At 34.2% G+C, this 25,677-nt stretch carries 24 protein-coding genes; 7 read left to right on the top strand and 17 right to left on the bottom strand.

Annotation, left to right across the window (positions count from 1 at the left end; all coding sequences use genetic code 11):
- Window positions 1-53: 53 nt before the first annotated feature.
- Window positions 54-938, bottom strand: a complete 885-nt coding sequence (locus OQK60_RS08065; RefSeq protein ID WP_297685857.1) for a DMT family transporter — start codon at window positions 936-938, stop codon at window positions 54-56.
- Complete coding sequence (locus OQK60_RS08060) at window positions 932-2,200, bottom strand: AAA family ATPase (RefSeq protein ID WP_297685855.1); 1,269 nt, start codon at window positions 2,198-2,200, stop codon at window positions 932-934. The genes OQK60_RS08065 and OQK60_RS08060 overlap by 7 nt, the downstream gene beginning before the upstream one ends.
- 51 nt (window positions 2,201-2,251) lie before the next feature.
- Here OQK60_RS08060 and OQK60_RS08055 point away from each other — a divergent pair, with 51 nt between their 5' ends.
- The gene (locus tag OQK60_RS08055; RefSeq protein ID WP_297685853.1) at window positions 2,252-3,496 is read left to right on the top strand and encodes a response regulator; all 1,245 of its coding nucleotides are present in this window, start codon (window positions 2,252-2,254) and stop codon (window positions 3,494-3,496) included.
- Here the strand turns inward: OQK60_RS08055 and OQK60_RS08050 are convergent.
- From OQK60_RS08050 to OQK60_RS08040, 3 genes are read right to left on the bottom strand one after another with little or no spacing between them, the layout of a single operon-like run.
- Complete coding sequence (locus OQK60_RS08050; protein WP_297685851.1) at window positions 3,493-4,644, bottom strand: VWA-like domain-containing protein; 1,152 nt, start codon at window positions 4,642-4,644, stop codon at window positions 3,493-3,495. The genes OQK60_RS08055 and OQK60_RS08050 overlap by 4 nt on opposite strands.
- Before the next feature lie 57 nt (window positions 4,645-4,701).
- The gene (locus OQK60_RS08045) at window positions 4,702-7,272 is read right to left on the bottom strand and encodes a DEAD/DEAH box helicase family protein (RefSeq protein WP_297685849.1); all 2,571 of its coding nucleotides are present in this window, start codon (window positions 7,270-7,272) and stop codon (window positions 4,702-4,704) included.
- Window positions 7,265-8,875 carry a site-specific DNA-methyltransferase gene (locus OQK60_RS08040; RefSeq protein ID WP_297685847.1) on the bottom strand — a complete coding sequence of 537 codons (1,611 nt, stop codon included), beginning with the start codon at window positions 8,873-8,875 and terminating at the stop codon, window positions 7,265-7,267. Before OQK60_RS08040 ends, OQK60_RS08045 begins: the two co-directional genes overlap by 8 nt.
- Before the next feature lie 149 nt (window positions 8,876-9,024).
- Here OQK60_RS08040 and OQK60_RS08035 point away from each other — a divergent pair, with 149 nt between their 5' ends.
- Complete coding sequence (locus OQK60_RS08035) at window positions 9,025-9,213, top strand: transcriptional regulator (RefSeq protein WP_297685845.1); 189 nt, start codon at window positions 9,025-9,027, stop codon at window positions 9,211-9,213.
- Between the two features lie 11 nt (window positions 9,214-9,224).
- Here the strand turns inward: OQK60_RS08035 and rhuM are convergent, their stop codons facing one another.
- The 3 genes from rhuM to OQK60_RS08020 all read right to left on the bottom strand — a co-directional run bounded on the left by rhuM (window position 9,225) and on the right by OQK60_RS08020 (window position 12,346).
- Window positions 9,225-10,061, bottom strand: a complete 837-nt coding sequence (gene rhuM / locus OQK60_RS08030; RefSeq protein ID WP_297685844.1) for a RhuM family protein — start codon at window positions 10,059-10,061, stop codon at window positions 9,225-9,227.
- A gap of 117 nt (window positions 10,062-10,178) precedes the next feature.
- Window positions 10,179-11,174 (bottom strand): MoxR family ATPase, encoded by a 996-nt coding sequence (locus tag OQK60_RS08025; protein ID WP_297685842.1) that lies wholly within the window; start codon window positions 11,172-11,174, stop codon window positions 10,179-10,181.
- Window positions 11,171-12,346 (bottom strand): hypothetical protein, encoded by a 1,176-nt coding sequence (locus tag OQK60_RS08020; RefSeq protein WP_297685841.1) that lies wholly within the window; start codon window positions 12,344-12,346, stop codon window positions 11,171-11,173. The genes OQK60_RS08025 and OQK60_RS08020 overlap by 4 nt, the downstream gene beginning before the upstream one ends.
- Before the next feature lie 88 nt (window positions 12,347-12,434).
- Here OQK60_RS08020 and nhaA point away from each other — a divergent pair, with 88 nt between their 5' ends.
- Window positions 12,435-13,769, top strand: a complete 1,335-nt coding sequence (nhaA, locus tag OQK60_RS08015) for a Na+/H+ antiporter NhaA (protein WP_297685840.1) — start codon at window positions 12,435-12,437, stop codon at window positions 13,767-13,769.
- Window positions 13,770-13,785: 16 nt separating this feature from the next.
- Window positions 13,786-14,895 carry a multiheme c-type cytochrome gene (locus OQK60_RS08010; RefSeq protein ID WP_297685839.1) on the top strand — a complete coding sequence of 370 codons (1,110 nt, stop codon included), beginning with the start codon at window positions 13,786-13,788 and terminating at the stop codon, window positions 14,893-14,895.
- Here OQK60_RS08010 and OQK60_RS08005 read toward each other — a convergent pair.
- Genes OQK60_RS08005 through OQK60_RS07995 form a run of 3 tightly spaced genes read right to left on the bottom strand, consistent with a single transcriptional unit; the run spans window position 14,885 to window position 17,699 of the window.
- On the bottom strand, window positions 14,885-15,910 hold the full coding sequence (locus OQK60_RS08005) for a dipeptide epimerase (protein ID WP_297685838.1): 1,026 nt from the start codon (window positions 15,908-15,910) through the stop codon (window positions 14,885-14,887). The genes OQK60_RS08010 and OQK60_RS08005 overlap by 11 nt on opposite strands.
- Window positions 15,907-17,043, bottom strand: a complete 1,137-nt coding sequence (locus OQK60_RS08000; protein WP_297685836.1) for a DUF819 family protein — start codon at window positions 17,041-17,043, stop codon at window positions 15,907-15,909. The genes OQK60_RS08005 and OQK60_RS08000 overlap by 4 nt, the downstream gene beginning before the upstream one ends.
- Window positions 17,040-17,699 carry a peptidoglycan recognition family protein gene (locus OQK60_RS07995; protein WP_297685834.1) on the bottom strand — a complete coding sequence of 220 codons (660 nt, stop codon included), beginning with the start codon at window positions 17,697-17,699 and terminating at the stop codon, window positions 17,040-17,042. The genes OQK60_RS08000 and OQK60_RS07995 overlap by 4 nt, the downstream gene beginning before the upstream one ends.
- A gap of 120 nt (window positions 17,700-17,819) precedes the next feature.
- On the opposite strand from OQK60_RS07995, the gene OQK60_RS07990 reads away from it, so the two are divergent.
- A complete protein-coding gene (locus OQK60_RS07990; RefSeq protein WP_297685832.1) occupies window positions 17,820-18,164 on the top strand; it encodes a hypothetical protein in 345 nt (114 codons plus the stop codon).
- Between the two features lie 9 nt (window positions 18,165-18,173).
- Window positions 18,174-18,917 (top strand): exonuclease domain-containing protein, encoded by a 744-nt coding sequence (locus OQK60_RS07985; protein ID WP_297685830.1) that lies wholly within the window; start codon window positions 18,174-18,176, stop codon window positions 18,915-18,917.
- Here the strand turns inward: OQK60_RS07985 and OQK60_RS07980 are convergent.
- Complete coding sequence (locus OQK60_RS07980; protein WP_297685829.1) at window positions 18,895-20,043, bottom strand: Na+/H+ antiporter NhaC family protein; 1,149 nt, start codon at window positions 20,041-20,043, stop codon at window positions 18,895-18,897. The two genes, OQK60_RS07985 and OQK60_RS07980, sit on opposite strands and share 23 nt — an antisense overlap.
- 241 nt (window positions 20,044-20,284) lie before the next feature.
- Window positions 20,285-20,908: an acyl-CoA acyltransferase gene (locus OQK60_RS07975; RefSeq protein WP_297685828.1), complete on the bottom strand. Its 624-nt coding sequence runs from the start codon at window positions 20,906-20,908 to the stop codon at window positions 20,285-20,287.
- 164 nt (window positions 20,909-21,072) lie between these two features.
- Here OQK60_RS07975 and OQK60_RS07970 point away from each other — a divergent pair, with 164 nt between their 5' ends.
- Entirely contained in the window at window positions 21,073-21,663 is a 591-nt protein-coding gene (locus OQK60_RS07970) for a L,D-transpeptidase family protein (protein WP_366854883.1), read from the top strand.
- On the opposite strand, the gene argS is transcribed toward OQK60_RS07970, so the two are convergent.
- The 4 genes from argS to OQK60_RS07950 all read right to left on the bottom strand — a co-directional run bounded on the left by argS (window position 21,660) and on the right by OQK60_RS07950 (window position 25,642).
- Window positions 21,660-23,276 carry an arginine--tRNA ligase gene (gene argS, locus OQK60_RS07965; RefSeq protein ID WP_297685824.1) on the bottom strand — a complete coding sequence of 539 codons (1,617 nt, stop codon included), beginning with the start codon at window positions 23,274-23,276 and terminating at the stop codon, window positions 21,660-21,662. The genes OQK60_RS07970 and argS overlap by 4 nt on opposite strands.
- A gap of 3 nt (window positions 23,277-23,279) precedes the next feature.
- A complete protein-coding gene (tatA, locus tag OQK60_RS07960; RefSeq protein WP_297685823.1) occupies window positions 23,280-23,522 on the bottom strand; it encodes a twin-arginine translocase TatA/TatE family subunit in 243 nt (80 codons plus the stop codon).
- A gap of 84 nt (window positions 23,523-23,606) precedes the next feature.
- Entirely contained in the window at window positions 23,607-24,230 is a 624-nt protein-coding gene (gene gmk, locus OQK60_RS07955) for a guanylate kinase (RefSeq protein ID WP_297685821.1), read from the bottom strand.
- Window positions 24,230-25,642, bottom strand: coding sequence for a DNA topoisomerase IV (locus OQK60_RS07950; RefSeq protein WP_297685819.1), 1,413 nt, complete (start codon window positions 25,640-25,642; stop codon window positions 24,230-24,232). Before OQK60_RS07950 ends, gmk begins: the two co-directional genes overlap by 1 nt.
- Between the last annotated feature and the right edge of the window lie 35 nt (window positions 25,643-25,677).

The raw sequence follows: 25,677 nt of genomic DNA, 5'->3' as shown, positions 1-25,677 counted from the left end.
TGTTTTTTATACACACATCTTACTATATATTAAATGAAATTATAATTAATATTTTACTTTTTACTTACCAAAATTCCACCAATTATAATCAATCCTATTCCCATATAAGTATACATGTCGGGAAGAGCGTCGCCAAGCATCCATCCAAAACCTACAGCAAATGGTATATTTGCGTAGCTTATCACACCAATTATACTTACTTTTGAAGCACTATATGCTTTTGTGAGCAGCCACTGGGAGAGTGTTGAGATAAGCCCCATAAAAATTATCAGTGACCAGACATACATCGTGTCAGGCATGGAAAAAATCGGAAACATAAAACTTATCGCCTCAGGAGCATCTACATAGGGTGCTAGTAAAAACCCAAGTGCAGGCAAGATTGTACCTATGCCGACAAAAGAGAGGACAATAATCCTTGAGTCGTATATATCTTTTATCTTTTTTATTGTCGTGTATGCAGCTGCTGCAAAAAAACCGCCAAGTATCCCTAAAAAGTGAGCATATGAGATGCTAAACCCTAAAGGTTTCACTATCAAAATTATCCCTAAAAAGCCAATTATAAGTGCAAAGATAGTGTTAAAACTCAGATGCTCTTTGAGCAGATAGTACGCTAAGATGGATACAAACAGCGGTGATGTTTTGTTTAGAGTTATAGCCTCACCCAATGGTATAACTGTGATAGTATAAAAAAACAGTATCATTGCCAAGAAGCCATATACTCCACGGCTGATTAACATGTAGAACTTACCGCCGCTAAGTTTAGGTGCTGTATGTTTAAGAGCATAAAGTATAAGTGCCACACCTAAAAGATTTCGAAAAAAGACTATCTCAAGCGCGCTCATCTCGTTCGCTAAAATCTTTGTCAAAGCTCCATTCATAGCGGATATTAACGCTCCTGCGAGCATATATAGCACGCCTCTGTCAATTTTACTTAACAACTTTTATCTACTTTTACAAACTCCAAAGCTTTATTGTTCACAAATACTATCTCTCTCCACTGCCTTCTTGGTGCAATCAGATTTAATCTTTTAGGGTTCGAGCTTCTTGAGATTGCCACATAAAACTGTGATGGTGCAAAAATCTCATTTGTCTCAATGATTAAATCTTCTATGGACATTCCTTGTGATTTGTGGATTGTAATGGCATAGGCTAGTTTTATAGGGTACTGATAAACACTAAAAACAGACTCTTCAACTATCTCCTTTTTTCCGCCGACACTTTTTTCTTTCCACATACTTTTACTTTGTGCAATTGCTTCAAGTTTAACAACAAGACCGTCACTCTTTTGAACATACACAAAACTACTGTCCACATTGACAACTACGCCTCTCTCGCCATTGAAATAGTTCCAAGAGTTTCTTGTGAAAAGCACAGGAACGCCTATCTTTAACTCTAAATTCTTTTCTATCCTTGCATCACCCATAAATCGCTCTATCTCTAGGTCTTTCGTACTTTTTACATGTTTTATTATCTGAGCCTCTTTTACGAACAGTTCACTATCTATAAACTCTAGTTGGTTTTTATTGTGCATTGAGGCTGAGTTGTTTTTCCCAAACAAAAATGTAAACTCACTCAAGTCCTCAGGTAAGGGTTTTATAAACTCATTTAAATTGTTATGCACACTTTCATCTACGAAACCGTCTCTGACATGTGAAAGAAGTTTTATAAAATCTTTGTCATCAGTTCTATAGATATGTGTCAACTCTACCGTTTCAAACTCAAACTTTTTCCACGATGCCGACTCAAATGCGAATCTCACTTCACCGTAACCTCGCACAACAGGAGGGAGTTGCAAAAAATCACCGACTACAAGCAGTGAACCAGCAAATTCTGCTTGAATCAGTCTAAGTCTTATCATATCAAGAAGGGTATCGCTCACCATTGATATCTCATCAATGACAATAAGGTCAATGGCAGACAGAAGTTTCTTTGTCTTTTTGCTAATCTCAAGCTTGGAGTTAAGCTCCAACTCTTTTAAATTTCCGGCAATCCCAAGGTCTAAAAAACTATGCAGCGTCTGCCCGTTTATCAGCGTAGCCGCCATACCCGTTGAGGCAAGTTTGGCAACTTTTTTCGCCTCTTCTTCATAAGAGCGTATAATGTCTTTGGTGATTGTAGTCTTTCCTACACCTGCTCCGCCGGTCAAAAAAATGTTTTGTTTATCTCTTAATTTTTCTAAAATAACATTCAAATAATTCATAGAAAATTATACTATAATTCAACTAAAGCTTTTAGAGGATTTTTTATAAAAATGAATAGAATTTTAATAGTAGAAGACAACAAGACTTTAGCAAAACTAATAGCAAAAAAAATCAAATCCGAACTTGAGTTTGAAGTTGATATAGCGTTCTCACTATCTGAGGCAAAACTCTTTTTAAAACGCTACAAATACTTTTTAACTCTTGTAGATTTGAACCTACCTGATGCTCCAAACGGGGAGATAGTTGATTATGTTTTAAAAACAGATAATCGTGCCATCATTTTAAGTGCAAGTGTAGACAAAGAGCTAAGAAAACAACTCCTTCAAAAAAATATTATTGGCTACATAAACAAAAATGGCGTAAATGATATTAACTATGCTGTTAATATTATTAAAAGACTGCAAAAAAATCAAAACCATAAAATTTTAGTTGTTGATAGCTCAATGATAGTTAGAAAGTACATGAAAGAGCTCTTAGAAAATCTGTTGTTCAAAGTTATAACGGTTGCACATGGTGAAGAAGCAATTAACATTCTAAAGAGTAATCCTGATATATCATTAATTCTTACTGATTACAAAATGCCTGTTATGAATGGTCTTGAATTGACATCTGCCATCAGAAAAACACATAATAAAAATGATATTAGTATTATCGCTATTTCATCAAGTGAGGATGATTACATCAATGCACAATTTTTAAAAGAAGGTGCAAATGATTATATAAAAAAACCATTCTCCAAAGAAGAGTTTTCATGTCGCATAAACAATGCCATAGAAGCATTGGAAAACATTCATATTGTTACAAATCACTCCAAAAGAGATTATTTAACTGGATTATATAATCGCCGCTATTTTTTTGAAGTTACCAATGATTATATGGCTCAGACTCAAGAAAGTGGAGAAAAATTTACAGTAGCAATAATAACCATAGATGGTTTTAGTGCTATTACTAATGCTGGCGGTTCTGAAAAAATCAATAAAGTTGCAATCGATGCCTCTGAAGTTTTAAGAGCAAACATAAATCACCATGATATATTAGCTAAATTAAATATTGATGAGTTCTGTGTAGTTCTCAAAAATACAAATTATGATAGTGCTATAAATATTCTTGAGAGGCTAAGAAGAAAAGCTAGTAGTTCCTCCATCCACATAAGTGATGATCAAGTTGTAAAATATACTATATCAATCGGTGCAGCGCTAAGTAAGTACGATACCTTTGATGAGATACTAGAACAAGCAGACATGATGCTTTACAATGCGAAACTAAAGGGAACAAACCAGATAATGCTTACTTAATCATCCAGTTCTATAAGTTCCCCAAAAGGTACTTCGCCATATTTTGGAACTATCCATTTTACATCATAAGATGGAGTCTTGGAGGGAAACTTTCCTTCTAAATCTGTAAAATATAAAAGCAGTTTTGTATCATCAAGCTCACTCTCTACAAAATCAAAAACAGGTCTAAAATCAGTTGCCCCTCCGCCTTTTAAATCCACATCTAAGATATCGCCGCTGTAAAAAGTTGTATGAGATTGAATTTTCTCATCACAAACAAGAAGATCAATTTGATAATTTTGTATAGTATTCATTAAAAAATTCAACTCGCTTAAAAATGTATTTAAGAGTTTTTCATCAACAGAGCCTGAGCTGTCAACTGCCACGACTAACTTAAATCTCTGGCTTGTGCATGAAGGCAGATAAATACCTACATGTAGAAACTTTTTGTTTGGAGGAATTAGTACATAATCATCTTTGTGAAACCTGTCAATAGCAACTTTAAGCTCATCTCTCCAGTCGATTTTGCCTTGACTTGTAAGAGTGAAAAATCTCTCTATTGTATGAGGAGCCTCGCCTTTGTTGAACTCTGACTCAAGCAGAGATATTGCTTCTTCGGCTAAAAGCTGCTCTTGTAAAATCTCTTCTTGGAGTTCTTCTTGAGTTTGAGGATTTTCACTTTTCTCACTCTTGTTATTTTTGTTATCATTATTTTGAACATCCTCGGCATTATCGGCTTCATATTCTAAGTTATCTTCTTCCCTTAAAATATCATCTTTTAGCTCAGCATAAATTTCCTCAGCATACATACCTTTAAAGCGTACTCTGTAAAGTGCCCGCTGGGGCAAATCAAGCCCATTTTCAACTAACATGTCATTAATCGCGTAGTCTGTTGCCATCTGCCAAAGCCAGCCGCTTCGGTTGTTTTTTCTCTGCTCGTGCGCAAGTGAAGCATGCATTGCCCCGTTTGCAAATACAAACTCCATCTCACTTAGCTCTAAACCCTGCAGATAGTCACTGTTGTACTCAAGCTTCACGCCGTTACTTTTAAAAGCTTCTATGTCGTCATTTACTACAAGCTCTAACTTTGAAGCCAAAGTTCCAAAGTATGGATGATCAACTAAGAGTTTGGCTTTTGCCTGTGAGATTTTTTGCTCGATGGTTGACATGTAAATATCCGTTTTTTAAAACTATTATATCTAAGTAAAATATTTTTAGGATAAACTCTAAAGCATCAATTCCTTGAACCTTTCTTTAAATTCACTCTCTTGTGCATAGTTGTAAAATGGCAATCCAAAAAGTTTGTAACACTTATTTTCATAAAGTTTCAAACCATTTTCATTTATATCATTTAACACTAAAGTGTTTTCATTTGTCAGCTTTGTTATATCTGCCAAAAACTCATTTTTCCACTTCTCAGGAGAGTTCTCAAATCCACTCTTATCATCTTTTGCCCAGTCGCCTTTTGGCTCACAAAAAATCTGATGAAAACAGTCATTCATGTCTTTTAAAAGCAGAATAAAATCAGGCTCAAATCCAGCTCCATCTCTTGTTTTATCAAAGCTGTAAATTTTAAAAGCTTGTGCATTTCGTATAAGTTTAATCGTTTTATATTTTGTTTTTAACTCATCTGAAACTTTGAGTATAAAATCTGTAAAATGCCTCTCTTCACTTGTTCCACCATGAGATTCATAAACATACCACTCATCTAAAATATCTATATTTTTATCACTATCTTTTAGCTTTATAGTTTTTTTAGGCGGGATTTTTGAGCTTATTCGCACTGGATAAAACTCTCTGCTTCCCACATGCTCTTTTGCATTTTTTACTATTTTGTCCTCAATCTCCCCTAAAACTTCAAGCAGATATTTGATTTTTATTTCATCTGTGAGGGCTAACTCTTTTGTAGTAAAAAAAGAAAACTCTATATCTCCTAGATAATCACTACTCTTTATAAATTCACTGATACTTTGAAGATTTACAAAGTATTTTTTCAAATTTGCAAAATAAAAAAACGGTTTTTTATTTATTGCCACTCGCACCAGATTACTATCTTCATTTTTTATAGTAAATTTTTTCGTGTGTTTAAAATTTGCTTCTTTTGGCTCATCTTCAAAAACTTTTATCTCATTTGTCATGTTGTCTATATATCTTTTTTGTGTTTTATATGATGAGACATAATCACCGATGCCGACTACTTTACTTTTATCTTGAGGGATACTTATATTTGTAAACAATACTCCGTTTTTATAAAGTTCATCATCCAAAAAACTCTGTTTGAGTCTTAACTCAACAGTTTTTGGCTCACTCCCTTCTTCATCAATTAGCCCTATTTTTCTAAGTTCACTTTTAAGTGAAGCGATATAATCACTCTTATTTATACTGTAAAAGTGCATCTCTTCTAAAATTTTAAGAGGGTTTTCAAAATCCACATCAAACTTTCTTTTATACTTATCTTCTTCTTTATATGCAAACGGAAAATATCTAGCACCACGTCCAATAAGTTGTGCTTCACTAATCGTGCTTTTTGCACTCTTTTGCATCTCATCAAGTTTTACAATGTCAAAAAGATTTAAAACATCCCATCCTTCGTTTAAAATATCAACCGCAAAAATCGCTCTAATATGGTTTTTGCTATCTTCAAGAGAGTTTAAATTTTTAAGCTTCTCATCTTTATCTTTTACTTTTGAGTGTATAACTAAACAGTTTGATTTTGAAAAACCATACTGCAATGCTTTTACAAAACTTTTTTTATCATCCACGATTTTTTCTAACGCTTTTATAGCCGCTACATCTGAGGTTTTAAAAATCTCATCTATATCTTTTACGCTTAACTCTTCTATGAGTTTTACAAACGCATCAAACACTGCATCTATATTTGCTGTATTTTTTACAGTCTTAAACATGATGACGGGCTTTATACTCAAGTCAAGTTCTCTTTGAGCTATGAGTCTTCTATGCTCACTTATCATTATCGCTTGAAGTATCCGTTTTTTATCATCAAAGTTGTCGCTTATGAGTTTGATATCTTTGCTATATCTATCTTCTCGAAACTTTATAAGAGGATAATCTGCAATAATTTTATCCCTATATTTTTCGCCGACTTTTTTATTTTCAAGGTCTTGCGTGGCTGTAAACTCAAGTAAAATATTTTCTTTGTTAGTGTTTAGAAGATTTTTTGTAGTCTTTTCCCAATTTTGCTCTGTCTCTTTTTGGGTTTTTGTATTTGCATTTAAATGGTGCGCTTCATCGGCTATGAGTACCAATTTTCTATCTTTAAAATCTGCGTAAGCTATGGAGTTTTCTACAATAGTTGTCTCTAAATTGCCGTGAAGTTTGTTTATGGTTGTAAAGAGTATGTTTATACTCTCTTTTTTTGCGCTATCAAATGTGTCTTCTATTAGGTTTACATTTACTTCTGCATTTTGTATGAGTATCTTCTCTTTAAAGAGATATTTTGTTGCGTACCTGTTTACAATGTTCTCTTTTGTTTTTGCAATGATGTTGTTCGTGTTTACAAAAAATATAAAATCTCTATATCCAAGTTCATAAAGATACAAAATAGATGAAGCGATTATGTTTGTTTTTCCACTTCCCGTTGCCATGTGAAAAAGTAGGTGTTTATGTGGGGTGTCTTTGTGTTTTTTGCTTGACATGTAAAAGATAAAATTTTCCAAAGCACTAACTTGATACTCACGAAGCGGCTGTTTTATGTTCTCTGTTATGCTTTTTGGTATTTCTGGTTTTTCAACATACTCAAAAGCACTCTCAATACTTTGATATAAAAGATTACTCATTATCAAGTCCATAAAATGCTTTATTTATTTTAATTTCTTCTTTTGAGATTTTATACTCTTCATCTTCTATCTCTGAAACTGGAAGATACTGCATGTTTTTGTTTAGTTTGCCTATCTCTGCATCTTTGAAAGTGTCGATTTGTTTGAGTTCGGCATAAACAAAACTACCACCACCTTGCCAAGTTAGGGTTTTACTAATTCCACTTTGCTCACCTTCTATAACTTTTTTCATTCTCTCAACTGCAATATCTTCAATATAGTCCATCTGTTCAATGCCAATATATCTTCGCCCCATTTTATGAGCAACGGCGCATGTAGTTCCACTTCCTAAGTGAAAGTCCATAACTAAATCATTTTTATTTGTTGAAATTTCTATAATTCTTTTTAAAAGAGCTTCTGATTTTTGGCCTTTTATCTCATCCGTTCCTAACATTTTTGACACTTTTTCACCTGAAAATGAAACTACTGCAATACTATTTAACTTATCATATATAGAGCAATTCCAGGTATCTTCTATAGGATATTTTTCTGGATAACCTAAATTAGTTATAAAATCTAATAATTTATTGTTATTGCTTTTATCAATATCTAATTCTTCAAATTTTTTAACTATTTCTTTTTTTTGACTCTCGTTAAATTTTTCCATATAGTCTTTTTTTGTATTAAAAACTTTATTAAATAAAAAATTATTAGAATTTTTAGTATAAAATAAAATTGTGTCGTGATTTCTTATGTAATTTTTAGCAATAGTTTTATATCCTGAAAGCCATCCTATTCTCCAAATAATTTCTCTTTGGAAGCATTCTCTACCAAATATTTCATCCATTAAGATTTTCAAATAATGAGTCTCATTATAATCTATATTAATATATATACTTCCATCCTCACTCAAAAATTCCCTTGCAACTTCCAACCTGTTTTTCATAAAGGTAAGCCATGTAGAGTGGTTAAATCTGTCGTTATATTTGAAACTGTCGTTTCCTGTATTGTAAGGTGGGTCTATGTAAATGAGTTTAACTTTTCCTGCATATTTTTTCTTTAAACTATGCAAAGCTATAAGATTATTTCCTTTAATAATAAGATTGTCATCTTCGGTAATTTGGGGATTTTCTTGCATACCATCTTTTGTGTAGCGCTTTATATTTGTAAGTGCTTTTGGCTCAAAAAGTCTGTCAATCTCATCACTGCTCAGTATCTCATTGTAAAAAACTTCATTGTTTTTTTCATCATCTCTACTTTGTCCACCCTCCAAAATACAATCTTTATGAGGCCACGCTAAAACAACATCATCAAATTTTTTGATAAAGCTGTCTTTTTTGATAAGCCCTATCTTGTTTGTGTAGCTTGTATAAGAGTTTTTTGAGTACTCATTTATAGTAAAAAATTCTATAAGCTTGTTTTGATTAAGAACATAGACATCCTCTATTTTTGTAAAGAAATGGTTTTTTATCTTCTCATCACTTATAAGCAGTTTTATAAGTTCACTATCTATCTGCTCAATGGCTTCTAAAATTTTAGAAATGTAGAGATTTTGTTCTTTATCTGTAAATTTTTCACTTGTTTTTATCAGCTTATTTACTTGTTCAACTAACTTTAATGGCATATAACTTCCCTATTTTAATACTTTTGTTTGTAATAATTCCTGATTATATAGAATTATTCCTTATTAATAGCAGAAAACATAGAATAATTACAATGTTGTGTTCTCATCATTAGCTTTGTAAATTACTCTTTAAAAAGGGTAATTTTAAAATGACAAAAAGAGATATAGCTGGATATTTAAATGTAGACATAAAAACGCTTTATAATTGGGAAAAATTTAAACCTAACCTATACAAAACAGTGATGAAAGGTTTAGCTTTTGATGAAATAGTGGAAGCTCAAAAAGAGAGCTACGAAAAAGTAAAAGAGTTACAAGAAAAGTATAATAACTTAAAGTAAAAATCCAGATATCAGCATAATTTATTTTTTAGTAAATCATTTACCGACATACTCATTTTATTGACTGCAAATACTTTGTTTCCCAAATCCTTAAAACTCGCTCCAAAATGATATACAATTTCATCACAAATTAAAAATCTATCATGAAATTTTTTAGTGATTTTTACTTCAAGATTGCGGTATTGTTTGTTGTATTTTTGAATATCAAGTTGTAGTTTTTTAGATATATTTTGAGTATAAATGCTAAATTGTACATTTTGATTTTTTGACAACAGAGTCAATATAGATTCATCTATATAGTTATCAATCAAAATGACTGAAACTTTTGCACTTTTTATTAAATCCGATAAAAGTACATAAGCATCAAATATTTGTCCGTTAAAAAATATTCCGTGTTTGATCTCTATTGTATTATTTTTAATATGAGATTTGATAATTTCTATATCATTTTCAAGAATGTTTAATCTTTGTTCTGTGATTTTATGAGTATTGATAGCATAACCGTTATGGATATAATTTTTAAGTACAGATGTTGCCCATTGTCTAAACTTTGTTGCAGTGATAGAATTGACTCTATATCCAATAGAAATTATAATGTCAAGATTATAATGTTCAACATTTCTTTGAATCTCTCTATTTCCTTCTTTTTGAACTATCAAGAAATACTTGACAGTTGAATTCTTATCAAGTTCTTTCTCTTTAAAAATATTGTTGATATGTAAACTTATATTTTGTTTTGTTACATCAAAAAGCTCCGCAAGTTGTTTTTGAGTAAGCCAAACAGTCTCTTCATTAATTGAGATTTTTAGCTCTAATTCCCCATCATTATAAACAACTACATTAGACATACCTACCCCTGCTAATATTATATTTGCATAACTATAATACAAAATAAAAATTAGATTTAAAAATATTGCAATTTGTCATTTTATTTCACATGTGAAAATATATATTTTTTTAAAAGTCTATCCCAAAAGATATGAAAATTTACGCACCCACTCTTTGAACACTTCTGAGTGTTCCATCGTTATGCCGTTTCTTTGCAAATCTTGCACAATCATAACGGCAAATTCACTTTTTAACTCTAAAGTATATTTGAGAAGATTATCTAATCTCTCCTCGCTGGCATCTTTTAGGTAAGCACTTACAAGTCCTGTGCTAAGAGCATATAAAACATCTACCTCATCACTGTATTCACCACTTCCTGATGATAAAATATCATGCATATCAGGCAGCTTGTTCATAACCTTTGTAAAACTCAAAAAAGAGACTGCTACATCTTTTCCTACCGCTCCGCTTAGGGTATCTAAAAGCAATTCTTGAGGCAGTTTACTTTTTACTATTTTGTTAACATATTCCCAACTTCTTGGGGTTGCAAAGCTTTTTACATCGCTTTTTGCATCAAATGTAAACAAATGTTCACTCTTATATGAGATGTACGAGATAACTCTCTCATCAAGTCCGCTTTTATAAGCCCACAGTCTCCAGTCTTCAACATCGACTTCCATCTCAAAATGCACAAATCTATTTGCTAATGGGCTTGGCATACGGTAAGTAAGACCTCTGTCTCCCTCACGATTTCCAGCAGCCACTATTGCCCAACCCTCAGGAAGCTCGTATTCGCCAACTTTTCTGTCAAGTATAAGCTGATATGCTGAAGCCTGAACGCTTGGAGCAGCTGAGTTTAACTCATCCAAAAACAAAATCCCGCTGCCATCTTTTGGCAAAAAAGCCGGAGGCGCCCAAAGTGCAGTATGAGAATCTTTGTCATAAAACGGGATGCCTTTTAAATCTGTCGGGTCCATAAGTGCGAGTCTCAAATCAATGAAACTGATACCTCTTTCGTCAGCTATCTGCTTAACTATTGAGGATTTTCCTATCCCAGGTGCACCCCACAAAAATGTTGGAACCTTCTGTTCTACTAAAGAGCTGATTGTACTTATGAGGTTTGTTGCTTTCACACTTCCCATCCTATATTTTCTTGTTGAATATGTTTGCCAAAACCGGCATTGGTTTTTACATATCGTTCATATCTGCTATCGAGTTGCAATTGGTACAAAATCTCTATTGGAGTGTTTTCATTTTTCGCCAACTCCCCAAGATACTCACCGTTTTTATATGCATTTTCAAGTATCTCTACCGGAGTTGCTTTGTTTGCATATATATTTGAGATAATTTCTTTATTTGTACTTTGTAAAAGTTTCTCTAAAATCTTTTGATGAAGATTATCATTAAGAGACAGCCCGTAAGAGATTTCTTCATCTTTAAGTCCAAGCAGCTCTTCTTGCATCTCTAAAGTAAGAGTTTCATTCAGTGCTAATCCTACTTTTTTATCTCTGCAAAGCTCAAAAAGCTCATCTGTTAGCTTTATGCTTTTTGCTACATTTATGCCCAACTCTTCATCTTTTAAAAATTCTGTTACAAGTGAGGGTTTCAAGTTTTCATTTAATGAGAGAGCTTCAAGTACTCTTGGACTTTTTGCTTTTTTAAACAAACGCTCTTGCATCTCTTCATCACAGTACAGACTCATGGCAATTGCACACTCTATCTTGGGATGAAACTTTATGGGTTCAAGCAGCGAGATGGCTCTTAAAAGCTGTGGGCTTTTAGTTTGTCCCACAAGATGCAAAATACCTGTAGTTGCATACTGAACATTGTGGTTTCTCTCGATATTTTCATAAAATCGTAAAATTAGAGCGGCACTTACATCACGATTTTCATCATTTTCAAAGAAGTCTTCCCCGCTCCAAGAGTACATCTTTAACAGTTTAAAAAACAGCTCATCACTTAGCATTGTGTTTTGTATAAAACTTTTTAGTCTCTGTTTATCATGAGAAAGCTTCAAACTCATCAACAAGGTATCTTCATCTATATGTTTTGCCAACTCTTTTTCAAAGACATCAATAGGTATAAACTCAAATTCTTTAGAGTTTTTCTCATAAAGTGCATCACTCTCGTTTTGCTCATACGGAGTCATCATTTTGCCATCAACCACTACTCTTATATCTTCGCTAAACTCGTTAGCTACTGATATTTTATGAAACTTTAACTGTGATTCAAACTCATCGCTGCTAAAAGCGCGGCTTTTGCCAAACAATAAAATCGATTTGTTTTTTAACTCTTTTAAATTCATAATAGGATTATACACTTTTTTAAATTTTATCTTCTTACGATATAATTTCTCACTTGATGCTAGAAAATTTTTACGAGGAATACCAAATATGAGAATATACGCGCCATGGGAAAAAGCTTTTAGAAGGGTGTCGACACCTTTTGAACACTTTTTGCACGCTCAAACAACTACAGGTGTCATTTTAATGTTCACTACAATATTAGCTTTAATACTGGCCAACTCTGCACTTGCTGACGAATATGCACATCTGTTTCACACAGTTATAGATTTAGATGTAGGAGAGTGGGAGTTGTCTCACACTATCCATCACTGGATTAATGATGGTCTTATGGCAATCTTTTTCTTTATGGTAGGACTTGAGATAAAAAGAGAGGCATTAGTTGGAGAACTCTCAAATATAAAAGTTGCTATGTTGCCAATACTAGCTGCTCTTGGCGGTATGATTTTACCAGCACTTATATACCTTAGCATAAATCCAAGCGGAGAAGCTTCCAATGGTTGGGGTATTCCAATGGCTACAGATATAGCATTTGCGATTAGTGCGCTTGTGCTTTTAGGAAAAAGAGTATCGACTGCACTTGTTACATTCTTGGTTGCACTTGCTATCGTTGATGACTTAGGCGCTGTAGTTGTTATAGCACTCTTTTACACAGATCAAATCCATGTAGCATCTCTTTTCTTTTCAGGAGTAGCTTTTTCTATAATGGTACTATTTAACCGCTTTGGAATACACGCAATACTTCCTTACTTCATAGTAGGACTTGTTATGTGGTTTTTTATGTTAGAGTCTGGTGTACACGCTACAATAGCAGGTGTTATTGCCGCTATGTGTATACCTTCAAAACCAAAACTGGCCCCGGTAAACTTTACTTCTCGTACCAGAACTCTTCTTGATGAGTATGACGAACAGCCTGTTGCTACTGACTACACTTTGCATGAAAATCAAAAAGCAATACTTTTAAATATAAAAGACAGAATTGACGCGGTTGGAACTCCAGCAGCAAGACTTGAGCATAGTCTTCACTTACCGGTGAGTTTAGTTGTTATTCCTCTTTTTGCATTAGCTAACGCTGGAATTTCTATAGATTTTTCTTCCATCGGGGATACTTTTATAGAACCTGTTTCTTTAGGGGTTATTGCAGGACTTGTTTTGGGTAAGGTCTTAGGTATCGCAGGAGTTGCATGGCTGGCTATAAAACTTGGTATTGCTCAGCTTCCGGTGGGAAGCAATATGAGTCAGGTTTTTGGTGTTGCATTTCTTGGAGGTATCGGCTTTACGATGTCTATCTTTGTTGCTGAGTTGGCTTTTTTAGGAAATAGTCAATTGATTTTTCAAGCAAAAGTAGGAATTTTGTCTGCATCTCTCTTTGCTGGTCTTTTTGGTTTTTTATGGCTTAAATATATAGCTAAAAAACCAGAATAAACAACTAAGGATTCTCATGAAAACTATATATTTACTTTTGTTCTTATTCTCTTCGATATTTGCAAATGATGCGGTGCATGATTTTGCTCCTAGCAGTGAGTGTAAGGAGTGTCACGCTCAGATATACAGTGAATTTTATACTTCTATGCACGCCAACGCTACGCCAAGTCAAGATCCTATACACAAAGCTATATGGGATAGAGACCCAATGAATAAAAAGTTTAACAGATATGTATGCGGAAAATGTCATACACCAGCTGCTGATAACTTAGACAAAATGCTTACAAACGGTGAAAAAGCTTTACCTGATGTGAACAACCCTACTCACCAAGAAGCTATCAGCTGTGCATACTGTCATCGTATACAGAGCATAGAAAAACATCCTCAAAGTAACACGAACATCATCAGTAAAACTCCAAACAGCTACTATGGGACTTCAAAACAAGGTCTTGAATCGCCTTATCATAAGATTATTACAGATAACAATGAGCATATGCAAAACGGAAATATCTGTATTGGTTGTCACTCTCACAATGTAAACAAAGCAGGCTTAAACCTATGTTCTTCAAATGTGAATGACGAAATGAGCGATGCAAACTGCGTGAGTTGCCACATGCCAAAAGTAAAAGGAAGCAAATCATCCATTAGCGACACGGGGACGCACTCTTTTCACGGTTTTGCTGGAAGTCACTTTCACTCTGACATGTTAACTAAGTATGTAGATATCTCTATTCTTAGAAACATAGACAATTTTATTGTAAATATTGACAACAGAAGTTCACACGCTCTTTTACTTCATCCTCTTCGAGTGGCTATTTTAAAAATAAGCGTACAAAGAGCCAATGAAACTATAAAACTTCCCAAAGAGGTTTTTGTAAGAGTTATCGGTAAAGATGGCAAGCCTGCTATGCCTTGGATAGCTGACTCAACAATTAAAGACACTATGATAAAAGCAAACGAAAAAAGAGAAGTAAAGCGCGATTTTAAACTTCAAAACGGTGACAGAGTCGATGTTGTGCTGGGATGGTTCTTAGTTAATCCAAAAGTTGTTAAAAAACTTGGACTTGAAAATGAAAAAGCTGCTACAGAGTTTCATGTTTTCAAAAAGCAGAGTTTCACTTTTTAATAATCTTGAAACCTCTGTAAGTAAAATCTAGTTCGTCTGATGCTTCTTTGTAAAGCAGAGGACTGTCTAAATCAATATACTTTATAACATCTCTATAAGCCATTGCAAGATACAAGGCAATATTTATAGAGGTCGGCCCTTCAAGCATTGAACCCAACATACATGTAACTTCTTTTTCTCTTGCATACTCTAAGATTTCTATAGCCTTTGTAACTCCGCCGCACTTCATAAGCTTTATATTTATCATATGAGCACTTTTGCTCTCAACTACTTTTTTAGCGTCCTCAAGTGTAAAGACACTCTCATCTGCAAGTATCGGGATATGTGACATGTCGCTGATAATTTTCAAAGCACTTAAATCGTCTGCGCCAACAGGCTGTTCTATAAGTTCTATTTTGATGTTTTTCATCGCCTCTATAAACTCAAGTGAATCTTTTAACGACCAAGCTTGATTTGCATCTACGATTATCTCTGCCAATGGAAGTTCGTTTGAGATGCTTTTTACAACTTTTATAGCGTGCGAGATATCACTTGCGAGTTTTACTTTTAGTATTGACATGTCATCTTTAAAGGCTTTTTTTGCATCTTCTATCATCATATCAGAATCATTTAGACTTATGGTCACATCTGTTTTTAAAGGGCTCAAATCTTTAGTGTTAAAATACTCTATCAATGTTTGATTTTGCTCTTTGACATGTAGAGATATAAAAGCCATATCCAAAGCTGATGCAGCACTTGAGCCTATATTGCATTTTGAGTGCAAAATCGTTAACGATTCTTGACATGTCAAGCCCATAAAAACATCTTGCACACTTTTTATAGAGTTTAAAATTATTTCAATATCTTCGCCTGTTATTGCCTTTGTTGCAGGAGCTTCGCCTATCCCGACCAAGCCATTTTCATCTTCTACATGTACTCTTACAAACTCTACATGTGAAGTTTCCCTAAGAGCTGTTTTAAACGGTGTTTTCAACTCTATATATTTAACTTCTGCGGTAATCTTTGCTATTTTCATTTAGTCATCCAGATTAAAATATTTCCAATCGCCAAACCGCCAAATGTTCCTACGATATAACCCATAATAGCCATCAAAACACCAACTCCGACAAGTGCTTTGTTATAAGTTGCCGCGAGCATAGATGCCGAGGCCACGCCGCCTATGTTTGCAAGAGAAGCGATGGCTATGCTAAATAGATCAAGTTTTAATATCTTAGCACCTATAACCATTATAAGCGCATGTATAACCAATATACAAAACCCAGCAAAGACATAAAAACCTACTCCGCCAAAATTTTCTAAAAGTGCTTTTGAGCCGATTAACGCTATTAACATGTAAAGCATTGTTTTGGAGACTTCGCTTGAGCCGTTTATTGTTTTGAGTTTTGTAAATGAGCCTAAAATTCCAAGTACGGTAGCTAAAACAACCGTTGTAGTAGTATAGTTTAAGAGCACAAATCCGCTTGAGGCAACAAGATTTACCCCTAGCGCAACAACAATCGCCAAAAGTATTAAAAGCCAGTATCTCTTTGCTCCTATCGTACAGGCACACCCTATAATAGAGTCCAGTTTTGCCATCTGCTCATGCGAAGCCGTAAAGTTGTTAAAACGATGAGCAAAAGGGGTTAAAAAAAGCAAAAATATAATCCAAATAGTATAGTTTACACTGTCAACTATAAGTGCGTATCCAAACGCCTCTTGTGAGACATTTAAAGCCGAGCCGACCGCTACCATATTTGCCACTCCACCCATCCAACTCCCGCTTAATGCTCCAAAAGCAGACGCCATCTCTTTATTAAAATCAAAAAGCAAAGATATAAATATAAAAGCAAAAGCAAAAGAGAAAAGCGACAATGAATATGCGATAAGAAGAGATTTTCCAAGTTTAAAAAAATCCCTTATATCAATCTGCAAAAGCATCAAAAAAAGCATAGCGGGAAGCAGATTCTGTTTTGTGTTTTTGTATATTGCATCAATGGCTTCATTTTGTTCAAAAACACCAATTGATGCCAACAACATACTAAGTAAATATATAAACACAAAAGATGGAACATACTTAAAAAGCTTTAGTCTGCTTTTTTGCTCAAAAAGAGCAATGACCGCGACTAATAGTGCTAAGGTAAAGAGATAAAAAAGTGGCGAACTAATCATTTATCTCTTTGAATGCAAGGGGCACTCTTAAAACCTTTTATATTTTCACGCAATTCACTCATAAATCTTGTTGAGGGGTCATCTTTAAAAGTTCTGTAAGCATCATCTATCTCAAGCCACAACTCACTTCCTTCAAAACATCTATACTCATAATGACCTATGACATACTCTATGGTTTTAAATTTTTTCTTTAGCTCATTTATAAGCTCAATATTGGCTTTTAACTGCTCATTTGTTAAGTTGTCTTTAGAGTTCTCTCCGCCAACATTCTCTATGCCGATTGAGTTATAGTTTAGTCCGATAACATGCCTTCCCATATAATCCAACGGCATTAACTGGTTAATAGTTCCATCTCTCTCAACCATAAAATGAGCAGATACATTTACAGAACCACCACTACTTATATCAGGTCTATCTGTCGGCAGGGTTTGAGACGTAAATCTGGAGATAGAATCTTTAAAATCATCTATAGCAGTGTGATGAACAACAATAATTTTAGGAGTTATTTTTATATCTTGTACATCCAAATCATAATGAGATTTAATATATTGTTTTGTTAATTCTATCCTTTTATCGCCAAACTCTATGGGGAGTTGTTTAATCTCAATTGCAAAAGTAGATATACAAACTGACATAAGGAAAAAAATTATTTTCATCAAAGACTTATCCTGTATTTTTTAAAAGTGTAGCATATTACAATTAGTTTTATACGCTTTTAATACGAATACCTATAATATATTGTTATGAATTCAGATGAGATAATAAAGCGAAATTTATTGGGAGAACCATTAAGCAGTAATGCCCTGAAACTGGCTCGTGCCATTTACAATACTTATCTTACATATGATGATTTAGATATGGAAATAAAGTTCGCAACTTTTTTTAAACTTCTAAATCTGCACCCATGTAAAGACTCAATAAACGACATTCAAGATTTACTAGAAGAGTTAAATGAACCGATTGCTGTTAGAAACTTTGAATTTCACGGCGAGGTAACACAACTTAAATTTGTTCAATTATGTACTTATTCTATAAAAAAAGAAACCATTGAAATAAATTTAAATGAAGAGTATTTACATGCTCACAATACATATATGCTAGACTCTTTTTTGGGTAAATAAGGAAAAACATTGGCAAAAAAATACATCATTTTAGATACAGAAACAACAGGAACAGGCGAAACAGATAGAGTTATTCAGTTAGGGTATATAGTGCTAGGAGAAAAAGTCCCCGAAGTACATAATGAGTTTTGCTCATCTAATGTTCCTATTAGTTTTGGAGCTATGGAAGTGCACGGTATCACTCCTGACATGATTGAAGCAAAACCTACATGTCAAGAGACAGCTGCTTACAAAAGACTTTTAGAATTAAACACTAGCGATAATTATATGATTATCCACAATGCTCCTTTTGACTTGGAAATGCTTGAAAAAGAGGGCTTTAACACTCAAATGAAAGTTATAGACACCCTAAGAGTTGCTAAACACATGTTTCCCGATGAAGAAGCTCACAGACTTCAGTACTTTCGTTATAAAATGGATATCTATAAACAAGAGCAAAAAGAGGCTGATGCTTTAGGCATAGTTGTAAAAGCCCACGATGCAATAGGTGATGTTTTGATTTTGAAACTTCTTCTTTCTAAACTAAAAGATGAGGTTGCTTCTAAATTCCCAGGTGAAAATCCGGTTGAGAAGATGGTTGATTTAACCAATACGCCTATTTTGATTGCATCTTTTAAATTTGGAAAGTACAAAGGCAAAACACTTCACGAAGTAGCAGCAAGTGATGCGGGCTATTTGAGATGGATGCTAACGGGTATGGAAAATCTGGATGAAGATATGCGCTACTCTATTAATATTGCTTTAGGAAACTAAAGACTATAAAGAGTGCCAAAGCAATAACACCGCTTATAAGAGCATAAGGAAGCTGAGTCTTTACATGCTCTATGACTTCGCAGTCACTTGCCATTGAAGATATGATAGTTGTATCTGAAATAGGAGAGCAGTGATCACCAAAAATACCACCGGAGATTACAGCACCTATACATAAAGCCACATCTGCGTCCATTGCTATTGCCATCGGCGCAGCGACTGGAATCATTATGCTAAAAGTTCCCCAGCTTGTCCCTGTTGCAAATGCCATAATAGAACTCAAAACAAATATTACACCTGCTAAAAGATAGACACTTAATCTCTCGCTTACAAGTGAAGCTAAATATTGTCCTGTTTGAAGATCTGTTGTAACTTTACCTATGGCAAATGCAAAAAGAAGGATAAGGGCAATAGGTATGAGTTTAATAGCTCCTTTTATTGTCGTTTTGCCCCAAGTGGCAAATGACATGTTTTTACTACCGACAAAATAAAAAAATGTAAATATAAGAGTGGCTAGCATTGTGTAAAATATAGAACTTGAACCGCTGCCTTTTAAAATATCTCCATCTCCTGTAATATATAAAAACATAAATACAAAAATAATCATCAGAATAATCGGAATTAACATGTAGAACATACTTGCTTTTGTTTGAGAGCTATACTTTATGTCTTTAGGTATATGCTTTGCATTTTTCATTGCTCCTATATCGATGTTATACCATACAGATAAAAATGTTACAGCCAAAGCACTCATTGCATAAAAGTTATAAACAATAGAGTCTATTAAAAGGTCAACTGCGTTAGCATCAATCACACCAAGTGTTATTTGAGTCGATATAAGTCCAAGAAGAAGTGCGCCCCATCCATTTAGGACAATCAGCGAACTAATCGGTGCTGATGTAGAGTCGCAGACAAAAGCAAGTTTGGCACTGGGAATTTTGTATTTATCGCAAAAAGGTTTTCCGACTGCACCGGCTATTAGTGCTGTAATAGATGACTCGACAAAAATAATAACACCGACTATGTAACTAAGCATCAATGCTGAACGGGGAGATTTTACCAAAGAGACTCGATGCTGCATAAAATCTACAAAACCCTCAATCCCACCGGACTTCTCAATTAGAGCCATAATACTTCCAACCAATACCGCAAAAGCCAAAGTTTTCAGTATCCAAGCCTCTGATAAGAGTGAGACAAAAAGAGAAACAACAGCGCTAAGAGAGTCTAAAAACGCAAAGTCATTTAAGACAAAAAGGCCTAAAACAATACCGCCAAAAAGTGATAAAAGTACATTTCGTGAGTAGAGTGCTAAAGCAATAGCAATAAGCGATGGAAAAAGTGAAAGTGCAGTTGGTTCTATGCTGGTCCAATCAAAATTCGTATGATAGTAAGACTAATCCAGGTCTGCCAAATTTTTCTTTATAAAGTTCACTTTCTATCTGTCTAACTTCTTTAAAACCAAGTTTTTTGTAATACAACAATGTTTCTAGTGAGCCTATTTCTACAATAGTCTGAGCTATTCTATAACCTTTTAGCCTTGCAGTAAGCAGGCTTTTTTGCATAAGTTCTTTTAAGACTCCCACATCTATAAAACCTTCTAACTCTTCCATAAAATCAAAAATTAAAGTTCTAGTGTTAAGCTTAAAATCACACTCATTTAACAAATCCAAAAATTCTGCATCTTCGGTTTCAACTCCAACTTCTCTTATTGCATCACAAAACACATCTTTTGTTGCAATTCTTGGCTCATAGCTACAAAGAGTTCCGACACTTTTTCCATCCATCTCAGCAACTAAAAAATTACTATAATGACAACTGTTTTTTGCTGTAGTAGTAGTTAATTTTTCTAATTTATTTAAAACATCTTTATCGTTTCTAGTATTAAATATCAAATCATAGATACCAAATTTTTTTCCTGCTCTAGAGCTCTGCAAAATCATTTGTGCTAAAAATGGTGCATCGCTCTCAACTGCTTTTCTTATTTTAATACTCATAAATTTTCCATCTTTTATATATTAATCTGTTTCATATTTTAGTAATAGTAACATACTTTATGGTAAAAACATTCTTAATCTTAATAAGTTTACAAATATTCCTATATTCCAGTGAACAAATAATTTTAGTTGTTAGTGATGGTTTCAACTCTCCAAGGGCTACCTTGTCCTGCATTGAAGGTGGTAAAAAAGTTTTTGAAGATATCCAAGTCAATATAGGTACAAATGGTCTTGGATGGGGTATTGGCTTAACTGAGCTAAAACAAAAAGAAAATGAGCCGCTAAAATATGAAGGTGATAAAAAAGCGCCTATTGGTGTATTTACCCTAGACTCAATATTTGGTTACGAAAAAGAGCATAATTTTAAGATGCCTTATCTCTATGCAACAAAAGAATTAATTTGCGTAGATGATTCAAAATCAAAGTATTATAATCAAATTATAAATATTGAGTCCCTAGGAGAAAAAGAAAAACCAAACAGCTTCGAGGATATGAAAAGAGACGACAATCAATATGCCTTAGGCATAGTCGTTGGACACAATAAAAATCAAATCAAACAAAGAGGCTCATGCATATTTATACATGTACAAAAGTCAGAAAATGCCTCAACAGCCGGATGTACCGCTATGAGTATGCAAAATATAAAAAAGATTGTAAACTGGCTAGATGAGAGTAAAAATCCGATTTTGATTCAAGTTCCTAAAGAGAAACTTGAACAGATTAAGAAACTATATCCAGAGTTGCCTCTGGACTAATTTTCTGAATCTACTTCCTTAGTCATATAGTCTTTTGCAGTGATTCCCATCAAAGAAAGACCGGTTCTTAACGATAATGCTACAACCATTAAAAGTTTAAGAAGTTTTGCTTCATCTTCTGTGCCAATGATTCTGCAATCATAGTAAAACTTATGTAGAGATGCCGCAAGTGCTTTAAGGTAATCAGGTAGTTTTTGAACCTGTCTTGAGTTAAAAGCATCTTCAACAATCTCAGGTAAAAGAAGTGCATCAAACATCAAACTATCCGCATTTTCATCAAGATTTTTAAGTTTTGCAGCCATTATCTCTTTTTCACTCAAATCACTTTTAGAAATAATAGTTTTAATCCTTGCATGTGCATACTGGATGTAAAAGATAGGGTTTGAGCTATCTTGTTTTTTAAACTCTGATAAGTCAAACTCCAAGGCAGTATCACTCTTTTTAGAAGCAAAGATAAATCTTAAGGCATCTGCGCCTATCTCTTCAACTATATCACTCATAAGTATAACATTACCCGCTCGTTTACTCATCTTGTACGGCTCACCGTCTTTAAGCAGGCTGACCATTTGAGAGAGAAGAGTTTCTAGTTTATTGGAGTCATAACCAAGATACTCAACTGCTGCATTTACTCTTGGTATATAACCATGGTGGTCTGCACCCCAGATATTGATATAGTGATCATACCCGCGCTCAAATTTTTGATTGTGATAAACTATATCTCCGGCTAAGTAAGTTGGACGACCGTCTTCACGAACAACAACTCTGTCGTTATCATCGCCTTTAGCCTCAGATGCTATCCAAACCTTGCCATCTTTTTTGTAAATAGCATTTTTATCATTTGCAGCCATCTTAGCCATAACTCTGTCCCAGTCATTATATAAAGAGGACTCATTAACAAAGGTGTCAAAATGGATGTTTGTGTCTGCTAGAGAGTCTACAATTATCTGCATAACACCGTCTTTTGCCCAAAGTGCTAATTCTTTTTGGCGTGATTCATCAGTTAAGATTTCTTTGCCGAATTTTTCGACTGCAGTATTTGCCAAACCATCTAGGTACTCACCACGATAGTAACTCTCTGGATACTCAACATTCTCTTTAAGTATGTTTTCACGACCATATAGCTGAATAGAAAGACCAAGCAAGTCTATCTGATTTCCAGCATCATTTACATAATACTCAGCCGTGATATCATAACCAAGATGTTTGGCGAGTCTATAAAGCGTGTCACCATAAACTGCTCCACGAGCATGTCCGATATGAAGAGGGCCTGTAGGGTTTGCGCTCACAAATTCTAAAAGTATTTTTTCTTTTTTTTCTTGTGAAGCAAATTCATCTTGATTTTCAAGTGCCCAAGCAGCATATTCACTTAAAAAGTTTTCACTTAGACGAAAATTCAAGTAGCCTTTTACAGACTCAACACTGGTAAATATCTCGTGATTGTCAAATGAAGAAGCTAGTTCCTCGGCAATTTTCATAGGAGACTCTCTAAGCTCCTTTGCTAAAGAAAAAGCTATTGGAGTAGCAAAATGACCAAAAGAACGATCTTTTGGCTTTTCTAAAACAACCGTGCGGCCTAGTGTTTCGCGCAAAAGCGCCGATACTCGTTGTTTCAAAAGTTACGCTTGTTTTGTAGTTTCTGTAGTTTTTGGAGCTTCAGTTGATGCAGTTTCTTCACTACCTTCTACTTTTTTTGGAGCTTCTGCAGATGCCGTTTCAGAATCGATATCTTTCATCTCAGACTTAAAGTTTTTGATTCCTTTACCAAGACCTTTTGCTAAGTCAGGTATCTTTTTTGCACCAAATAGTAGTACTACTATTGCTAATATTATTAATAATTCTGTTCCGCCAGGCATTCCCATGCATATTCCTTGTATAAAATTAAGTCAGAGATTATAGCTATTTTTTGCTGTAAATTCTCTTATCATAAGTATATAGTTTATTTACTAGTCTATATCTTCCCATTTTTGCACAAATTCATTTATCTCACTGTCTGGAACTTTCAGTCTAGCTGCCTTTGCAATTGTTCTTAATGTGTTTGCAGCTTGGGCAAGATTATCATTTATGATCATATAATCATATTCACTTATTCTCTGTATCTCTTTTCTTGCCATTTTTACACGACGATCAATCACTTCCTTCTCATCTGTTGAACGAGCTTCGAGACGCTTTTTTAGTTCAGATAGAGTTGGAGGAGATATAAAGACTGAAGTAGTGATATCACCAAGTCTATTATTTACCAAGGTATTTCCCTGTACATCAATATCAAATAAAACTAATTTACCATCATTAAGAGCCTTTTTTACAGGTTTCAAAGATGTTCCATAATAGTTACCGTGAACAAAGGCATACTCTAAAAATTGCTCTTGTTCAATATCTTTTTTAAACTCTTCTTCGTCTACAAAATGATAATGAACACCCTCAACTTCGCCTTGTCTCATTGGACGAGTAGTAGTTGAAATTGAAAAGTAACACTCCCCAATATCATTAATAACCTCATTTAATAAGGAGCTCTTTCCTGCACCGCTGGGACCGGAGAGAACCAATATAGCTCCACTTTTATAATTCACTATTTGTCCCCTAGAGTTATATTGATATTAATTTTCATACCTTTGAGTGAAGCTGCTACATTTTTATCCGTAAGTGCTGCTAATAGTGTTTTTAGAGATTCTACTCCGTCGTTATCTTGTGTGGTTTCAGTGTCTGTTGGTATTTCTAATTCCTCTTTGTCTAAGTCAGGCTCTGAACTGAACTCTTCGAGTTCATTAACTTCTGAACCTTCATTGGATTCACTAGAACTCTCTGAATCTATTTCGTCCATCTCTTCTTCATTTATTTCCTCGCCAATAGCAATTTTTAAATCTCTGCTTGTTAAAGAGTCAATGTTAAGTAAGATATCTTCATCTACTTCACTCTCTAAATCTTCTTCACTCAATCCTTCAACTGCACTCTGTATTTGAGATTCTAAACTGAGCTCTTCGAATTCGTCCGGCTCATCGAGTTCTTCAAGTTCATCTAGTTCATCAACTTCGTTCAACTCTTCAGGCTCTTCAAGTTCATCAAGTTCGTCTAGTTCATCACTTGTTTCAAGTTCATCAAGTTCTGTATCTTCATCAGATTCAATAGAACTTTCTGAATCTATTTCTGGCTCTTCGAGTTCATCACTTGTTTCAAGTTCATCCAACTCTTCAGGCTCTTCAAGTTCGTCGAGTTCATCAACTTCGTTCAACTCTTCAGGCTCTTCGAGTTCATCAAGTTCGTCTAGTTCATCACTTGTTTCATCTTCGTCGAATTCTTTTTCATTCTCTTCCAGAAGGTCCTGTACTTCTTTTAGGTCATCTTTATCAAGAATGCTCTCAGATATATTATCATCAAGTTCATCTAAATCATCCAAGTCGTCAAGCTCGTCTGTATTAACTTCTTCATCCAAATCATCAAGTTCAGCTAACTCATCAAAATCATTAATATCATCATCGATAGTATCCAAACCATCAAGTTCATCAACTTCTGCAGTTTGCTCATTTTCAGCTAAATCATCAAGCTCGTCTAAATCATTAATATCATCGTCAATACTGTCCGAACCATCGAGTTCATCAACTTCTGCAGCCTGTTCCTCTTCATCTGAAGAGTCTAAATTTACTTCCTCTTTATCTAAGTCTATTTCTTCTTCATTTTCAATAGAAGCAAATATCTCAACTAAGTCAGTTGGCAAAAAAGGTTTTCTTAGTACCGAAGTAAACCCATCAGCATCTTCAGCATCTCTAGAACATATATATAAGGATTTACTGTAGTCTACTGCAGTATGTATTTCTTCCATAATTTCTTCACTATACAGCGAATCATCAACAACTAAAAGATCATAATTTCTAGACTCTATATCATCAATACTTTCTACTACATCCACGCTATCTGAAGTCTTTTGTGCACTTAATGTAACTAGCTTATTTACTACTGGATTACTATTTAAAAGTAATATTTTCATTACTGATTCCCTTTTGAGGCTCTTTTGACATTATT

The sequence above is a fragment of the Sulfurimonas sp. genome (assembly GCF_026196735.1).
Taxonomy (GTDB): Bacteria; Campylobacterota; Campylobacteria; order Campylobacterales; family Sulfurimonadaceae; genus Sulfurimonas.
The sequence above is the reverse complement of the archived record's forward strand: the minus strand, read 5'-3'. Positions and strand labels throughout refer to the sequence as shown.

Excerpts from the sequence above, each read along its gene's own strand:
- OQK60_RS08060 (WP_297685855.1), bottom strand. The coding sequence starts at position 2,200 with ATGAATTATTTGAATGTTATTTTAGAAAAATTAAGAGATAAACAAAAC.
- OQK60_RS08055 (WP_297685853.1), top strand. The coding sequence starts at position 2,252 with ATGAATAGAATTTTAATAGTAGAAGACAACAAGACTTTAGCAAAACTA.
- OQK60_RS08050 (WP_297685851.1), bottom strand. The coding sequence starts at position 4,644 with ATGTCAACCATCGAGCAAAAAATCTCACAGGCAAAAGCCAAACTCTTA.
- OQK60_RS08045 (WP_297685849.1), bottom strand. The coding sequence starts at position 7,272 with ATGAGTAATCTTTTATATCAAAGTATTGAGAGTGCTTTTGAGTATGTT.
- OQK60_RS08040 (WP_297685847.1), bottom strand. The coding sequence starts at position 8,875 with ATGCCATTAAAGTTAGTTGAACAAGTAAATAAGCTGATAAAAACAAGT.
- OQK60_RS08035 (WP_297685845.1), top strand. The coding sequence starts at position 9,025 with ATGACAAAAAGAGATATAGCTGGATATTTAAATGTAGACATAAAAACG.
- rhuM (WP_297685844.1), bottom strand. The coding sequence starts at position 10,061 with ATGTCTAATGTAGTTGTTTATAATGATGGGGAATTAGAGCTAAAAATC.
- OQK60_RS08020 (WP_297685841.1), bottom strand. The coding sequence starts at position 12,346 with ATGAATTTAAAAGAGTTAAAAAACAAATCGATTTTATTGTTTGGCAAA.
- nhaA (WP_297685840.1), top strand. The coding sequence starts at position 12,435 with ATGAGAATATACGCGCCATGGGAAAAAGCTTTTAGAAGGGTGTCGACA.
- OQK60_RS08010 (WP_297685839.1), top strand. The coding sequence starts at position 13,786 with ATGAAAACTATATATTTACTTTTGTTCTTATTCTCTTCGATATTTGCA.
- OQK60_RS08005 (WP_297685838.1), bottom strand. The coding sequence starts at position 15,910 with ATGAAAATAGCAAAGATTACCGCAGAAGTTAAATATATAGAGTTGAAA.
- OQK60_RS08000 (WP_297685836.1), bottom strand. The coding sequence starts at position 17,043 with ATGATTAGTTCGCCACTTTTTTATCTCTTTACCTTAGCACTATTAGTC.
- OQK60_RS07995 (WP_297685834.1), bottom strand. The coding sequence starts at position 17,699 with ATGAAAATAATTTTTTTCCTTATGTCAGTTTGTATATCTACTTTTGCA.
- OQK60_RS07980 (WP_297685829.1), bottom strand. The coding sequence starts at position 20,043 with ATGGCTCTAATTGAGAAGTCCGGTGGGATTGAGGGTTTTGTAGATTTT.
- OQK60_RS07975 (WP_297685828.1), bottom strand. The coding sequence starts at position 20,908 with ATGAGTATTAAAATAAGAAAAGCAGTTGAGAGCGATGCACCATTTTTA.
- tatA (WP_297685823.1), bottom strand. The coding sequence starts at position 23,522 with ATGGGAATGCCTGGCGGAACAGAATTATTAATAATATTAGCAATAGTA.
- OQK60_RS07950 (WP_297685819.1), bottom strand. The coding sequence starts at position 25,642 with ATGAAAATATTACTTTTAAATAGTAATCCAGTAGTAAATAAGCTAGTT.